The following is a 16,136-nucleotide window of genomic DNA, read 5'->3' on the forward strand; positions in this document are numbered from 1 at the left end:
TAGCATCCTTCACAAACCCTAAAAACTCGTCACAATTTGCGGTAGAATAGCCGCCTGTTTTTGCTAAGTTTATCGATATTTCATGCGCCTAAAATCTCTCAAGCTGGCAGGCTTTAAATCCTTTGCCAATCCAACCACTTTTACCTTCCGTCATGGTATCACCGCCATTGTCGGGCCAAACGGCTGCGGTAAATCCAACGTCATTGATGCCATTCGCTGGGTATTGGGCGAAACTTCCGCCAAGCAATTACGCGGCGGGGCGATGAGTGATGTCATCTTTGCTGGCACCCAAGATAAAGCAGCCAAAAGTGTCGCCAGCGTTGAGCTGACTTTTGAGCATACGCAAGATGAGCAGACGGGGATTCGCCATGAGTTTAATCTCTATCACGAGCTGTCCGTCCGCCGACAGGTAAATTTGGATGGGCGCTCAGACTATTTTATCAATGGCACGCGCTGTCGTCGCCGTGATGTGGTCGATGTGTTCTTGGGCACAGGGCTTGGCGCGCGTAGTTATGCGGTCATCGAGCAGGGGATGATTGGGCGTATTGTTGAGTCTAGCCCGTTGCAGCTACGCGAATTTATCGAAGAAGCGGCTGGCGTTTCTCGCTATCAAGCGCGCCGTGAAGAAACGCAAAAAAAGTTAGAGAAAACGCAGGACAATTTAGCACGTCTGCGCGATATGCAAAGCGAGCTGGTCAGCCAACAAAAGCGCCTGTCTAAACAAGCGGCCAGTGCTGAGCGTTATGAAGAGCTGGCATTAACGCTTGCTGATATCAAGCAACAGCTTGCTATTCAACAGCTTTATCAAGCAAAGCATAGTCAGCAGCAGCAAAAAATCGCTCATGAGCGCAGTGCTAATGAAGTTGCCGTTTTACAAGCCAGTTATGACGCGCTAAAAGCCAAACAAGATAAGCTTGCGGCGCATATTAATCAAGAACAGTGGCTAAAAGACGATGCGCAAAGCAGCCATTATCAGCAGCAGCTAAGCTATCAACAAGCGGAGCATGAGTTTAGTGACGCAAAATCACAGTTAAACGCTATCGCCCAGCAACTTACCAGTTTAGAGCAGCAGCGTCAGCAAGCGGTGAGCGAGATTGAGCGCTTAAAAACCGAGCAAGCCGAGCAGCAAAATGTACTAGAAGAGTTGCGCCCACAGCTAATTGAGCTAACCAATAAACGCGAAATGCATAAACGCAACGAGCAGCCCTTACAGCGCGCCTATCATGACGCGCAAAATCAGCTATCCCGCCTGCAAGATAATGCTCGTACGCTTGAGCAGCAGCAAGCCATTAATAATCAAGCGCAAAAACGCCAGCAGCAAAACCATGAGAAATGGCAGCGCCGCCAACAAAGTTGGCAAAATCTCTGGCAGCAGCTACAACGGTCGCTAGCACCTATTGATATTGTTGATGGACGTGAGAAAGGTAATTCGAGCAATTTACAGCAGACGTTAAATGCACAAGTGACTGAGCTCAATAAACAGCTGCAACAGATTGGGCGCCAACAAGACAGTATCGATGAGCGTCTGTCTGAGCTACAACCGCAAGCGCATGAGTTGCAGCGGAGCTTAAACAAGCAGCAGCGCGAGTTAGGCGAGGATGAAAAACGTCATGCGGTACTGGCAGGCGAGTACGATACCCTGCATCAAATATTGCATCCGAAACCGACAGCAAAACCCCAACAGCTTGCTAACGTAAAAACTGCTTTAGAAAGTGATATAGCCAAGGATTATAACGAATTGGCCATTACCACATTACGTGAGCAGATTGAGCTAAGTGCCAAAGGCCAACAGCACGCCGAGCTACTCGATAGCGTGTTAGCGTTGTGGCTCGATAGTCATGTGTTGGTTGCTAGCCAAGTGAGTAATGAGAAAGTTAATGACGACTCTCAAAAATCTAATAGCTTATGGCAAGCGCTTGAGCAGGAGTTAACAGCTGTATTTACTTATCAAGCTGCGCAAAACGGGGACGACAATTCAAAGAATAAATCGCGGATAGAAAATGGTCATAGTCTATGGCTATCTGCCAAGCAAAATGATGTAAAGACAAAGCCAATTGTTAGTGAGTTGCCAAGCACTTTGACTGATAAAGTATGGCCTTTATCACAGCTTATTATTGCCCCTAACTTAGCACTTTGGCAGCACTGTTATTTATATATCGCGCAACCTGAAATTAATACTCAGCAAAGGTTAGAAGATTTGACTGAGACTTTAAAAGTGTTGCCATCATCAGCTATTTTACTGACAGTTGATGGCTGGATTATCAGTCGTCAGGGTACGATTAATTTGAGCAAATTTGTTGGCGCGCAAAACGGTCAAAGTGAGAGCAATAATCAGTTTTTAAGCCAGCGTTTGCAGCAACGCAGCCGTTTACAAGCGTTAGAAGATTTGCTGGATGAGTGTGAAACTAAAATACAAGCCCAGCAAAAGGCGATTGCTAATAATCAACGCAACTATGATGCCCTAACGGTCAGCTTAGAGGAAACGCGAGCGCAAGCTGAGCAATTAACCCGCGATAAGCATCAATACCAGCAAGAGCTTACCACTAAGCGCGCCAATGCAGAACGCCTACAAGCGGACAGCCAACGCCTCAATGCTGATAAAGTTGCCCTTGAGCAGGAACAACAAGAATTAGAGCAAGAACAGCAGACCCTAACTCATGAGCAGCAGCATATCCAAAGTGAGATAGCAGCGCTAACGCCGCAAATAGCCGATGCGCGTTTATTAAGTCAGCAATTACAGTACGAGCGCAGTGAGCTAAATCGCGCGCGGCAGGTAGATGATGACGCCTGGCAAGCAATGCAGCTGCGTATTCAGCAGAGCGAGATGCGCTTAGAGCATAGTGCGAGTAGTCTTGCACGGGCAACCGAGCAATATGATAAATCGCTGCAAAGCGAGCAGAGTCTAAAAACGCGTCATGAGCAGCAGCAAGCTAAACTGCCAGCCTTGCAAGCAGCATTGCAGAGCGCACAGAAAGCGCGCGATGAGCAGCAGGCCGTATTAACCACACGCGAAACGGCATTAGCAGCGCTTAAAGAGGAATATAATCAGCAGCAGACCGAATTAGATACGCTACAAAATACTTTGCAAATTCAGCAAGGCGAGCTTGCCAATCTTGCGACAGAATTGGCACTCAGCGAAGCGCGTTTGGATGATGCCAGTAATCATACGCAAGAAGCGCTAGATGCTTATGATAAAGCCAGCCATAAATATCAAGCGCAATCAAAGATGTCGCAGCATCAGCATAAGCAACAAGTGATGAGCGTATCAAACTTATTGGCAGATTTTATCGCTCATGATCGACGTGTGCGTCCAGATAAAATCGCTGAACTGGAGTCCGAACGTACGAAACTTGAGCAGCAACTAAGCAAAATAGGCGCGGTCAATCTTGCCGCTGTAGCAGAGTTGGCAGAAGTTAATGAGCGCTTAGAGCCACTTGCGCAGCAAACAGCCGATATTGCCGCTAGTATGCAAACGCTGACGGAAGCGATTGCTTCGATTGATGAGACGACCAAGACGCTATTTATGCAGACGCTTGATGCGGTCAATAATGAGCTTGCCAATTTATTTGCTAAAGTCTTTGGCGGCGGGCAAGCAAGCTTAACCCTCAATACGGACGATATGCCTGCCAATGCGCCAAAGTCAGAGCAGTGGCGGGCCGGGCTAACGTTGATGGCACAGCCAAAGGGCAAACGCAATAGTCGCCTTGCGGTACTGTCAGGTGGCGAAAAAACATTGACCGCGCTAAGTTTAATTTTTGCCATATTTAAGCAGCATCCAGCGCCGTTTTGTGTGCTTGATGAAGTCGACGCGCCGCTTGATGACGCTAACGTCGCCCGTTTTACCAGCTTGATAAATGAGTTGGCAGATGATTTGCAGTTTATTTTTATCAGTCATAATAAGCTGACGATGCAGATTGCTGATGAGTTAAAAGGCGTCACCATGCCAAGCGCGGGGATCTCTACCTTGGTAAGTGTGTCGCTAGATGAAGCGGCAAGCTACCTTTCTGATTAAGAGTAGCCTAGTAGCAAAATAATTAATAACGACAAGTGATGGTCAGTGGTATAGTTAGGATTAGCATTTAAAGTCAGGCGAGTAGTCGGAAAATTAGTCAGCGAAGGCTTCAGAGCCAATGATAAACGCTGACTATATGGTGACGATATGCATTAGCCATGCTAGACTATTGCCATTTCTTCGCACTTGTACTCTCCCTTTTGTCATATATTAGGATGTATTTCTCATGACCGCTATCCAGTTTATCTTGATCGCCATTGCCGCATTTATCGTGCTTGCAGGGCTATTTATGGTCATTCGCAGCTTTAAACGGCGCAAAACTGCTGAGGCTGCCGCGGTCAATTATGATAAAAACGGTATACCCATTATTCCGCGTCATGAGCGCAATATCGTCGAGCAGCCAGACTTGGACGATACGGTGGCAGGCGAAACCAGTATCGCCCCTGATCGTAGTTATCTCAATGCCGTGGTCGAAGAAGAGCCATTGCCCCAATCTCATAGCAATGTCGATACCCAACTAACTGCTGCCCGCCACGATATTAATGACATTAATAATGATAGCGGCATGATAGATGACGCCGACTATGCACGCTGGCAAGAAGAGCAGCAGCGAGAAGACAACAGCGAGTTTACCGAAGCGGCTGAGCAGATGCATATCGAGCAAGAGCCGGACGCATTTTCAAGTCTTATGTCAGCGACGGACAGTTTGATGCCAGTCATTGATACCGCTGATGAGCCAAGCTTTGATAATAATAGCCCAATCCTCGATCAGCATCTCTCAGAGCCAGTTGATGAGGCGCAAAACGGTCCGTTAATCAATGCCAAAGACAATATCAATATCACTATCTTGCCGCATCAGTATCGCGACCGCCCAGCAGCGGTGATTCGTGGGCGTGATTTGCTAGCGTTGGTGGATAAATATGGTTTGCGTTACGGCGCGATGAATATGTTCCATCGCTATGAGCAAAAAGACGGCACCGGCATGCTGTGGTTTAGTATGATGGGCATTACTGATAGTGGTATCGCACCTTTTGACCCGCATAGCGTGGCAACCAATACTTACAATGGCGTGGTGCTATTTTTATCGTTGCCGCATCCGCAAGCGCTACGCAGCTTTGATAGTATGATGAGTATTGCCTATATGATGGCAAGCGATTTGGACGCCGTGATGCTCGATGAAGAAAACGACCCCATTACCCCAGAATATAAACAGCAATTGCGTAACCAAGTTCGCGATTATGAAGGGTAAAATCTGAATAGATAAACAGTTAAAATTATTCCTAAAGCATTTTAAAAGGCAAATAGCGCTTAACGTTATTTGCCTTTTTTAATTTTTAAGCTTTGATTGCAGAGCATTGCATTCGCCCGATTTTTTATAAACTTAGTTTTTAACAGAATGGGTTTTCTACAAAATCATATCCGACTAACCTGCAAACTTGTTATCATATCGGCATCTTGAATTGCAAAAAAAAGACGCCGACTATGACTGATCCTATTGTACCCACTGCTTCTAAGAATACTGCTGATACCCAATCTGCAGACAATGCTGCTGCCATCATTGCTCAAATGCGCACGTTCATTGATACTTTAAAAACGCATAATTATGCTTATTATGTGCTCGATAATCCGATTTTAGAAGACAGCGAATACGATCAGCTGCGGCGCTCTTTATTGGAACTTGAAGAAGCGTATCCTGATTTAAGACAGCCGGACAGTCCAATCAATCAAGTTGGCGACACGCCGCTGTCCGCCTTTACCCAAGTCAGACACGACGTACCCATGCTATCGCTTGGCAATGTCTTTGATTATGACGAGCTGCATGGCTTTATGCGCCGCGTCAATGATCGCCTCAATGATGCGCAGAAAAATCCTGAATACGAGATGGAGCTAAAGCTTGATGGCTTGGCGGTTTCACTCAAATACGAGTATGGAAAGTTTGTGCAAGCAGTGACACGCGGTGACGGGCAAACGGGCGAGGATATCACCCAAAATGCCAAAACCATTCGCAATCTGCCGCTTTGGCTTACTGCTGCAAGCGAGATTCCATTGTTAGAAGTACGCGGTGAAGTGCTGATGCCAAAAGCTGGTTTTGAGCGTCTCAATCGCTTAGCGGAAGAAAAGGGCGATAAAACCTTTGCCAATCCCCGTAATGCCGCTGCTGGTAGCTTACGTCAGCTTGACCCTGCTATTGCTGCTAGTCGTCCGCTGGCTTTTTATTGTTATTCAGTCAATCAAGGTCTACCTGAGAGCATCGATACTCAATCAGCCGCCTTGGCTTGGCTTGGTTACATAGGTTTTAGCGTCAGCGCGGTGAGAGTGGTGCAGAACCCTCGAGAAGCACAGGCCTATTATGAGTCGATGATTGCAACCCGTAGTCAGCTGCCGTTTGAAATTGATGGCATGGTCATCAAGGTTAATAACTTAGCATTGCAGCAGCAACTTGGTTTTTTATCGCGTGAGCCGCGCTGGGCAACCGCCTATAAATTCCCTGCCGAAACGGTGATGACGCGTCTAAATGATATCGAATGGCAAGTCGGACGCACCGGACAAATCACCCCAGTCGGCAAGCTCGAACCTGTCAAAGTCGGCGGCGTCACCGTTAGCAATGTCACCTTGCATAACTTTGGTGAAATTCAGCGCTTGGATGTGCGCGCAGGCGATATGGTCAGCGTGCACCGTGCAGGCGATGTCATCCCTAAAGTCACCCGCGTTTGGGTTGATCAACGTCCAGCAGATTCAGAGCCCGTTACATTGCCAGCGACCTGTCCTGTCTGCGACTCGCCTGTAGTGCTACCAGAAGATGAGGCCTTGGCGCGCTGTACCGGTGGTTTGTTTTGTCCCGCCCAGCAGACTGAAGCCCTCATTCATTTTGTCTCGCGTCGGGCGATGGATATCGATGGCTTAGGCGCAAGTTGGCTGATTAGCTTTTTTGAGCATGGCTTGGTCAAGACCGTCGCCGATATCTATCAGTTACATAAACATACGGACGAGCTGATTAATTTTGAAAAATTGGGCGAAAAATCGGTGCAAAACATCGTTAACGCTATCGAAGCCAGTAAACAGACGACGCTGGCACGCTTTATTTATGCGCTGGGTATTCGCGGTGTCGGTGAGACGACGGCGCAGAATTTGGCGCAGCAATTTGGCGACCTTGATCGCCTGATGGCAGCAGATATCGACAAGCTCCTACAAACGCCTGACGTCGGCGCGATCACCGCTGAGCTTATCCATGAATTCTTCCGTGCACCGCACAATATCGAAGTCATCACCGCATTACGCGAAGCAGGCGTGCATTGGGATAAGGTTGAACAGATAGTGTCAGAGGGATTGCCGCTTGATGGTCAAACGTGGGTCATTACGGGCGCGCTCGATAGTATGGCGCGCGATGAAGCCAAAGCCAAACTGCAAGCGCTCGGTGCCAAAGTTTCCGGTAGCATCTCGACAAAAACCACCGCGCTATTGGCAGGTGATAAAGCTGGCTCCAAACTGACCAAAGCAGAAAAATTGGGTGTGAAAGTGGTGGGTGAGGAAGAGTTTTTGGCGATGGTTGGAGAGTAGGAGAGAACTGTTAAAACAGAGACAGTAGGGTAAGCCTAGCGCACCCTACAAATTAAACTACTACTCCGCCATTTTTCCATGCGCCTTAACCTCACCCTTCTTCCTATCTGGCTGAATCACGATAGGTAATACCAATCCTTTCGCAAAGTCATCTGACAGCACATAATTATAGCGACTGGCAGCGACATCGGAAGTGGTATGAATAATAAGTTTTATCTCTTTATCATCGGTCAGCTCATGCGAAGTATAGGTTTCGCTAAGCTGATCGAGTACTTTTGAGAGGGCTTCATTGCTTGCCATACTTACGGTCAGATTGTGCTGAGCCGTGGCATTATCCACACCGAAATACTCCGCATAATCGCGCACATTTTGGCTATCAAGCGCAAACGGATATTCATAATTGGCAGGGTCAACAGCTTTTTCGCCGCTTGCGACCAGTGACCAGTCGATAGTATGCACGTCTGCCGCGTCAGATGTTTGCGTAGCAGAAGATTTAGCAGTGCTATCAGCATTGTTGGCGCTATTATCACAGCCTATTAGTGTCGCCAAGCCTAAACTAGTCATTATCATTATACTTATGAGGCGCTTAACCATCGAAGTATCCTTTTATTATTGATTATCATGCAATTGTTATCAGCGCTATTTTGCCAGTTTTCGCGTTGCTTCTCTAGCATAATAGAATAAAGCATTGGCGAGTACAGTTTTAAATTTGCGACCATAAAAAAACAGCCATCATTCGATGACTGTTTATATGATGCTAAGTTTAACAATGATAGGTTTATCATTATTAATGAACAATTAAACCAAAATCATTATCTGCCTATTTGACAGTTTACTTGGTATTCTTTACCGTTTGCCCATTTCATTGCAAGGATACCTTTATCGCCTTTCATATGCCACGCATAGACCACTTCTGGGTTTGACTCATTGACATAGCTTGCCGTATCACCTTGGACGCCACCATTTAAAATGATAGGTTGGTCTGCCCAGTTTACTTTAGGTAAAGTCGCATTTAGCATGACTTGTTTTTTATTGATTGATTGTTTTGCTAAGATTTTGCTGTCATCGGTACAAGTATAAGGGGCGGGCGCCATACGGTCATAGGCGACATCAGTCACGCTTTCTGACGCGGGGGTCTTGTTTGGTGTAGTAGGTGCGGTGGTCGCACAGGCACTAAGTAACGCTAGAGCAGGTAAGGCAACAGCAACTTTGGTTAGGGTATTCATGGCATTCTCCAAAAATGTAAAATTAGCAGGTATTTTTTGACTATGCTTTTTCTAATCATGCGCTTTTTAACGGCGCCTTATGCATATAGCGCCTATGTTAACGAAAAGACTTTCTAGAGAATGTTAGAAATTGTTTGTTACATGTTCGTTAAGTTACTTAAACACTGATTAATGTAACGCTGTCCTTAATAGCCTTTGTAAAATAACTATAGTGAGTGAAAAGTAATGTTAATACATCACACACTGCTGATATCAATTTTTCTTGCTTGCTGTGGCTGCGCAGACAGAGGTTACAAAAAATTGATATCAGTAATACCGTCGCGTTTTTAGGATATTTTGACTATAAGCTCAAACAGTTATTTAGAAAAGCCAATGTATTCAATGGCCAAGACATAAAAAAGCGCCTATCGACGGCTGAGCCGATAGGCGCTTTAATTGGGGCATGGTTAAGACAAAAAAACGTTAACAGCTGCTTAATTACTTCGTATGAAACTATTTAGTTTTGCGCGGTGGCAGACCTGTATGCTGAGTTTGGAAGTTGCCTTTACTGACTTTTTTGTGATTTTTGCTCGATGCGCTTTTACCCGAGGTGTTTTTTGCAGCGTTAGGACTATTGTTGCTGCGTTTCACCGAGTCATTACCCAAGCGGCTGTTCTTTTTACGCGCCGATTGATAGCTGTCTTGCGCCGCGTCGCGACCTTCTAAACTGGCGTTAAATGGCGGGATTAGGCAGCCACGACCTTTACCGATCAAATCCCCACGTCCCATATCTTGCAGCGCTTTACGCAGCATGACCCAGTTTTTTGGGTCGTGATAGCGCAAGAAAGCTTTATGCAGTTTACGCTGCTTGCCAGATTTGACGATATCCATATCGCCCTCACTGCGGCTCACCTTATGCAGCGGGTCTTTATGCGTATGGTACATGGTGGTTGCGGTCGCCATCGGACTCGGATAAAACGCCTGAACTTGGTCAGCGCGGTAGCCATGACTTTTTAGCCACAGCGCAAGATTCATCATATCCTCGTCTCTAGTGCCGGGGTGAGCGGCGATAAAGTACGGAATCAGATACTGCTCTTTACCGGCCTCTTGGCTGTACTGCTCAAACATGGCTTTGAATTTATCGTAGTTGCCCATGCCAGGTTTCATCATTTTTGACAGTACCGCTTCTTCAGAATGCTCAGGAGCAATCTTTAGATAACCGCCAACATGATGGCTGACCAATTCTTTGACGTATTCAGGGTCTTTAATCGCTAAGTCATAACGCAAACCTGAAGCAATCAGGATTTTTTTCACGCCTTTGATATCACGCGCTTTACGATAGAGCTGGGTCAAATTACTGTGATCGGTAATCAAGTTATCGCAGACGTCAGGATAGACACAAGATGGCTTACGGCAGTTCTTTTCAATGGTTTCGTCTTTACAGTTGAGGCGATACATATTGGCGGTCGGACCACCAAGGTCGGAGATGACGCCGGTAAAGTTTGGCGCCGTATCACGAATCGCTTCGACTTCACGCAAGATAGATTCTTCTGAGCGGTTTTGAATAATACGACCTTCGTGCTCGGTGATTGAACAAAACGTACAACCGCCAAAACAGCCACGCATGATATTGACCGAAAATTTAATCATGTCATAAGCAGGGATGCGCGCATCACCATAGCTTGGATGCGGCAGACGCGCGTACGGCAAATCAAAAACGTAATCCATCTCTTCGGTTGAGAGTGGAATCGGTGGCGGATTGAGCCAAACGTCAATCGAGGTATGCGAGTTACCAGCGCCGCTACTATGACGCTGCACTAAAGCACGCGCGTTACCCGGATTGGTTTCAAGGTGTAATATACGGTTGGCATGCGCGTACAACACTGGGTCAGCTTTGACGTGCTCATAATCAGGCAGGCGAATGACCGTTTGCTCACGCGGCGGCATTTTAAGTTTATGTTTACGTGCGGTTTGTGGTTTATCAAAGCCACGCATTTGCACTACTTGCGTGTCTTCATCAACTTGCTCAGCATTCAATACTTTATTGGTCACGGGTTCGGCGACAAAACCTTGATACTGTTTTGCATATTGGGCTGACATGCCTGTCATTGCTGATGTAGCTTGTCCAACGGGTGAAGGGCTAGTCTTATCTTGCTCGATCGAACACTGGTCAACGTCTTCCGTCATCACATATGGATTAATAATGGGATCAACGCGGCCAACGGTATCGACGTCATTACTGGCAACCTCGGTCATGCCCGCTTGCCAATGGCGACGGGTTGGGGTCAGTAAATACGCTGTACCGCGCAAACTGCTCATTTGCTCAAAGGTGTAACCTTTTGATAAGCCATGCACCACATCAACGATGGCACGCTCAGCATTACCGTATAATAAAACATCGGCGCGGGCATCGATTAAGATACTGCGACGGACTTTATCCGACCAATAATCATAATGGGCGATACGGCGTAAGCTGCCTTCGATGCCGCCCAAAATAATGGGCACATCAGGATAAGCTTCGCGGCAGCGCTGGCTATAAACGATGGCCGCGCGGTCAGGGCGTTTGTCAGCCACGTTACCGGGCGAATACGCATCATCGCTACGGATTTTACGGTCAGCGGTATAACGGTTAATCATGCTATCCATGTTACCCGCGGTCACGCCATAGGCGTAAACCGGTTTACCAAGCTCCATAAAGGCATCTTTGCTTTTCCAATCTGGCTGGGCAATGATACCGACGCGAAAGCCTTGAGCTTCTAATAAACGACCGATAATCGCCATACCAAAGCTTGGGTGGTCGACATAGGCATCGCCTGAGATGATGATGACATCACAGGCATCCCAGCCAAGCTCATCCATCTCTTTGCGGCTCATTGGCAAATAGGGCGCAGGCTCATAGCAGCTCGCCCAATGTTTGTCGTAGTCGTAAAGGGGTTTGGTGCCTTGTTTAAAGGCGGTACGGGCGATGGTATCGGCAGACATGAGCGGACCTGTTAATTAAAAAAGTGGCACTAAAAAAGCCGTTATCGTTATTTATAAACAACGGCTTATTTAAAAGCGCTCATTTTAACATGAATTACGCTCAGGATGTGATAAACGCTGATAAAGGATTAACGATAAGTTATTGATAGCGTAAGGTAATATATATAAAAAAGGATTATTAAACGTTAACAACCCTTCTTTGTTTATGTATGAATTAAGCCAAAAAGTTTATTGTTCTAATAGTTGGAAGGGAAAGGTAACGACATCAAAAGCAAGGGCAAAGGGCAGTAACACCAGCTTTTGCGCAGTATTGGCACCGCTACGAGACACTTGTTGTTGCTGGCTTTGAGTATAAAAACTGACCGTATAAGGTTTGCTTAAAGCGCGGTAGTTAGATTGAATCAAGCTTAAATTACTCACTTGTGGATAGATAGCGCCTTTAACAGGCACGCTAAAGCAAAAGCGCTGGGCATTGATGCGTTGGTCGCTGGCTGAAGTACAGTCGCGACCATTATTTTGCAAAAAGAATTGATAATCTGAGCGCTGGAATTCATCTTTTAACTTGGCATACGACAGTTTCATTTCACCCTGAAAATAGCCATCATTGTTGGGCACATAAAAACTCATGTCGTTATCGACGTGAAGGTTCTTTGGCGTCAGATTGCTTAATAAGCCAATCATTTCCGTGCCGCCTTGGGTCAGCACATAGCTGTTCTTTTCACCGACGATGACCATGGTGGCGTTGGGCGTTTTTGGCAATGCTTGGGCAGGACGACCAAAAGCCACAATTTGGTCTTCAGATAAGACTTGCTTGCTAGTTTTGGTGCTGACGTGATTGTCACTTTCTAATAAAGAGCTGGTGGCGCAGCCTGAGCTGGCAAGCAATGCCGCAAGTGATGCGCCTGTTAATAAGGTTTTTGGGTTTAATAACTTAGATAGGGTCTGAGCATTCTTATTGGTATCACTAGGCGGTATCTTTTTACTTATCATGAGGCTTCCTTGTCTGCTATACGGTTGTTAATTTATCTAGCATTTAATGCCAAACATTCGTTGTTATCGTACCTGTTTTACAGACTATTTATCCACTTATATTGATGATAAAAATTGCATGGGCGATGTAGCTAGTATTAATCGAGCAAAATCTTAGTGCCGCTCTTGGTAAAGTTCATCACAAACTGGCTTTTAAAGCTACGCACATTGTTCTCGTAAGTCAGTAAATTACGGGTAAATTCATGATAATCGTTCATGTTTTTGGCATTGACCATCAACATAAAATCCGCATCTCCTGACACTTCATAGCAGCTCATTACTCGCGGCTGATCATGCATCAAGCGCTCAAATCGATGTTGCATCGAGGTATTGGAGCGCGACATCTCTATCATGACCACCGCCGTAAGCCCGTAACCGACCTTATTTGGATCAACGATAGCGACTTGTTTGGTAATCACACCGCTATCTATTAATGCTTGAATACGGCGCTGGGCAGTGGCGATCGAGACATGCACGCGTTCTGCCACCGTTTTTAACGGCAAAGTCGCATCGTCCTGTAGCAAATTTAAAATCGCTTTATCGGTATCGTCTAAAATATGGTTCACAATAGCGCTTCCCTAGAAAATCACAAATATCAATACTTTTATTATAAATATTATTGCTATTAATTCAAATACAAGAAAATAACTAGGTTTCGGCAATAATTAAAGTAAATTTATTCGAATAAATGCTTATATAGAAATAATTTCTCATAGCAGCTTAGTACAATAGACGTTATTAGTCAAAGCTTAGAAACCAGAGCTTAGAAACCAGAGCACAGCAATCAAAGCTTGTGAATAACTGAATAAGCAAAATAAAGAAATCGCTAAGCCTTTTAACGTCTATTTATATTTACGGTGCTTATCATGTCGAACCCAACACTATCTAATGTCTATACTAATATGCTCACAGCTATAGTTTCGCGCTTGCCACTGCCTGCGGTTTGGACGGCTAGTAGCGCGCAGCAGCGTACATTGATAATGGGCGTGGCACTGGCGATATTATCGAATCTGTTATTTGGTGTGCTTTATGCCTACAGCAGTTTTTTGGCGCCGTTATCTGGTACGCAAGTCTTTATCTGGCGCATGCTAGCGATGTGGGCAGCACTGATAGGGTATTTGCTCATTAGTGGGCGTTTAGGTTTACATCTCGATAAATTAAAGGCATTGTGCACGGTAAAGCAATGGGCGTGGTTATTGTTGCCAACGCCGATATTTCTCAGCCAGTTTTGGCTATTTATGTGGGCGCCAGTTAATGGTCAAGGCGTGCAAACCGCGATGGGTTATTTTCTGTTCCCACTGATGATGGTGGTGTTTGGCTGCGTCTTATTTGGCGAAAAATTGAGCCGTCTGCAATGGTTGGCGGTTGGCTTTGCCGCTGTCGGCGTCGGTAGTGAGATTGTACGTACCCAAAGTGTTTCTTGGGCGACGCTTTGGGTCTGCGGTACTTATCCTATTTATTATATTTTACGCCGCCTACAAGGTATCGGCGCGATTACAGGTTTGCTGGTGGATTTAACCATCTTTGCACCGTTTGCCGTCGCCTATTTATTATTTGTTGCGCCGAGCAGTTTAGGATTGGTTGGCAGCTCTAGCTTTTTTATCATGATGTTGGCAGGACTTGGCATGCTTAGCGTGCTGGCAATGAAAACCAATGTTGATGCCAGTCAAATGTTACCCGTCAACGTTTACGGTATGATGAGCTATATAGAGCCGGCATTATTATTTATCTTAGCCATCACTGTCTTGGGCAATCCTTTTGAATCATCGATGATTTATAGCTATGGTTTAATTTGGTTAGGAATTATTTGCCTAATTGCACACGGTATCCGTCAATTACGCCACGCTCATAAACAGTCGCAGCTTAATAGAATAGCGCAAACGGTTTGAAAATAAATGCCCTAAATGGATTGATTCAACTTATTTGCCAAATAAAAAAGGACGATTCAACAATATGCGGAATCGTCCCTTTTGCGTTAGATTAAAATGTATCACTTACAACGTTTTTTTAATCCAAATGCTGCTTAAAGCCGCGCTGCTTATCACGCTCCCAGTCGCGGTCTTTTAGCGTTTTACGTTTATCGTGCTGTTTTTTACCGACGGCAAGCGCAATTTGGCATTTCACTAAAGAGTTTTTCCAGTAGCAAGATAACGGCACGCACGCATAGCCTTTTTGATTGACCGCACCCATCAGTTTTTCAATTTCACGGCGATTGAGCAGCAGCTTACGGGTACGGATGCTATCAGGGCTGACATGCGTTGAGCTTGAAAGCAGCGGCTGAATATGGGCGCCAAATAAAAATGCCTCATTATTACGAAAGATAATATACGCTTCGGTAATCGTCATTTTGCCGGCGCGAATGGCTTTAACTTCCCAGCCTTGTAACGATAGACCTGCCTCAAAGGTTTCTTCAATAAAATACTCGTGACGAGCTTTTTTATTGGCACAGATTTGATTGTCAGGTTTTTTTGATTTTTTTGACATAATTTCTCCATAAGGACTTTTATATACATGGTTTGTATAAATTGTCCTTGTCTAACAGTTCCTCATCCTAGCTCTCAAATATAGAGAGTTTTTTATCATGCGGGTTTGTCCTATCAAGCACGGCAAACCAAAGCATGGCAAAAAGGGATGAGTCGAACCGACTATTGTAGCAAAGCACACAGCGAAAAGGTAAATCGGCTGTTAGGACAAATGTAGCAGATAAGTAGGAAGTTTGAGCAAAATTTGCTAGCATATGGGTCATTATCATTAACCATATTAGCCCTGTTATGAGCCCTTCTGCTACTTCTTCAAAATTGCATACCAAAATTTTATACCCGGGTACCTTTGATCCGATTACCAACGGTCATGTCGACTTGGTTAAACGCGCGGCTAAATTGTTCGATGAGGTTGTCATCGCCGTGGCCTCTGGTCATCATAAAAAGCCATTATTCGACTTTGAAGAGCGCGTGCATTTGGTCGAGACGGTATTTACGGATTTGCCGCAAGTGTCGGTGATTGGTTTTGAGGGTTTGCTGGTCGATTTTATGCGCGAAAAAAATGCCACCGCAGTATTACGGGGTCTGCGCGCGATGTCAGACTTTGAATATGAGTTTCAGCTGGCCAATATGAACCGCGAGCTTGATGAGAATTTTGAAGCAGTATTCTTAACGCCGTCGCAAAATTACTCGTTTATCTCATCAACGATGATTCGTGAAATTGCCAAACTTGGCGGTGATGTGACGAAATTTGTGCCACCTTGCGTCTCAGAAGCTTTTATACAAAAACTCAGCAGCTAAATTTAGCTAAACGCTTAACAAGCTAAGCTTTAATGATGGGCTGATGGTTTAATGTTAAGTGTAATCGTA

11 protein-coding genes are annotated in these 16,136 nt (G+C 45.5%); 5 read left to right on the forward strand and 6 right to left on the reverse strand.

The window, feature by feature from the left end; translation table 11 throughout:
- The first annotated feature begins 82 nt into the window (after positions 1 to 82).
- The 3 genes from B2866_RS03630 to ligA all read left to right on the forward strand — a co-directional run bounded on the left by B2866_RS03630 (position 83) and on the right by ligA (position 7,570).
- Complete coding sequence (locus tag B2866_RS03630) at positions 83 to 4,012, forward strand: AAA family ATPase (RefSeq protein WP_296190799.1); 3,930 nt, start codon at positions 83 to 85, stop codon at positions 4,010 to 4,012.
- Between the two features lie 226 nt (positions 4,013 to 4,238).
- Positions 4,239 to 5,261 carry a cell division protein ZipA C-terminal FtsZ-binding domain-containing protein gene (locus B2866_RS03635; protein WP_296190801.1) on the forward strand — a complete coding sequence of 341 codons (1,023 nt, stop codon included), beginning with the start codon at positions 4,239 to 4,241 and terminating at the stop codon, positions 5,259 to 5,261.
- A 233-nt stretch (positions 5,262 to 5,494) separates the two neighbouring features.
- A complete protein-coding gene (gene ligA, locus B2866_RS03640) occupies positions 5,495 to 7,570 on the forward strand; it encodes an NAD-dependent DNA ligase LigA (RefSeq protein ID WP_296190803.1) in 2,076 nt (691 codons plus the stop codon).
- Between the two features lie 60 nt (positions 7,571 to 7,630).
- Here ligA and B2866_RS03645 read toward each other — a convergent pair whose 3' ends face one another.
- From B2866_RS03645 to B2866_RS03665, 5 genes are all read right to left on the reverse strand, one after another.
- Complete coding sequence (locus B2866_RS03645; protein ID WP_296190804.1) at positions 7,631 to 8,134, reverse strand: hypothetical protein; 504 nt, start codon at positions 8,132 to 8,134, stop codon at positions 7,631 to 7,633.
- Between the two features lie 248 nt (positions 8,135 to 8,382).
- Positions 8,383 to 8,796 (reverse strand): hypothetical protein, encoded by a 414-nt coding sequence (locus B2866_RS03650; RefSeq protein ID WP_296190806.1) that lies wholly within the window; start codon positions 8,794 to 8,796, stop codon positions 8,383 to 8,385.
- A gap of 492 nt (positions 8,797 to 9,288) precedes the next feature.
- Positions 9,289 to 11,757: a YgiQ family radical SAM protein gene (locus tag B2866_RS03655; RefSeq protein ID WP_296190808.1), complete on the reverse strand. Its 2,469-nt coding sequence runs from the start codon at positions 11,755 to 11,757 to the stop codon at positions 9,289 to 9,291.
- Positions 11,758 to 11,985: 228 nt separating this feature from the next.
- Positions 11,986 to 12,747, reverse strand: a complete 762-nt coding sequence (locus B2866_RS03660; RefSeq protein ID WP_296190810.1) for a hypothetical protein — start codon at positions 12,745 to 12,747, stop codon at positions 11,986 to 11,988.
- 137 nt (positions 12,748 to 12,884) lie between these two features.
- A complete protein-coding gene (locus B2866_RS03665; protein ID WP_201542102.1) occupies positions 12,885 to 13,352 on the reverse strand; it encodes an Lrp/AsnC family transcriptional regulator in 468 nt (155 codons plus the stop codon).
- Positions 13,353 to 13,652: 300 nt separating this feature from the next.
- Between B2866_RS03665 and rarD the strand changes: the two genes are divergently transcribed.
- Positions 13,653 to 14,675 carry an EamA family transporter RarD gene (gene rarD, locus B2866_RS03670; RefSeq protein ID WP_296190814.1) on the forward strand — a complete coding sequence of 341 codons (1,023 nt, stop codon included), beginning with the start codon at positions 13,653 to 13,655 and terminating at the stop codon, positions 14,673 to 14,675.
- Positions 14,676 to 14,793: 118 nt separating this feature from the next.
- Here the strand turns inward: rarD and smpB are convergent, their stop codons facing one another.
- On the reverse strand, positions 14,794 to 15,270 hold the full coding sequence (smpB, locus tag B2866_RS03675) for an SsrA-binding protein SmpB (RefSeq protein ID WP_068405891.1): 477 nt from the start codon (positions 15,268 to 15,270) through the stop codon (positions 14,794 to 14,796).
- Between the two features lie 287 nt (positions 15,271 to 15,557).
- Here smpB and coaD point away from each other — a divergent pair, with 287 nt between their 5' ends.
- Positions 15,558 to 16,067, forward strand: coding sequence for a pantetheine-phosphate adenylyltransferase (gene coaD / locus B2866_RS03680; protein ID WP_296190817.1), 510 nt, complete (start codon positions 15,558 to 15,560; stop codon positions 16,065 to 16,067).
- Positions 16,068 to 16,136: the final 69 nt, after the last annotated feature.

It is taken from the genome of Psychrobacter sp. UBA3483, from assembly GCF_002377905.1.
Lineage (GTDB): Bacteria > Pseudomonadota > Gammaproteobacteria > Pseudomonadales > Moraxellaceae > Psychrobacter.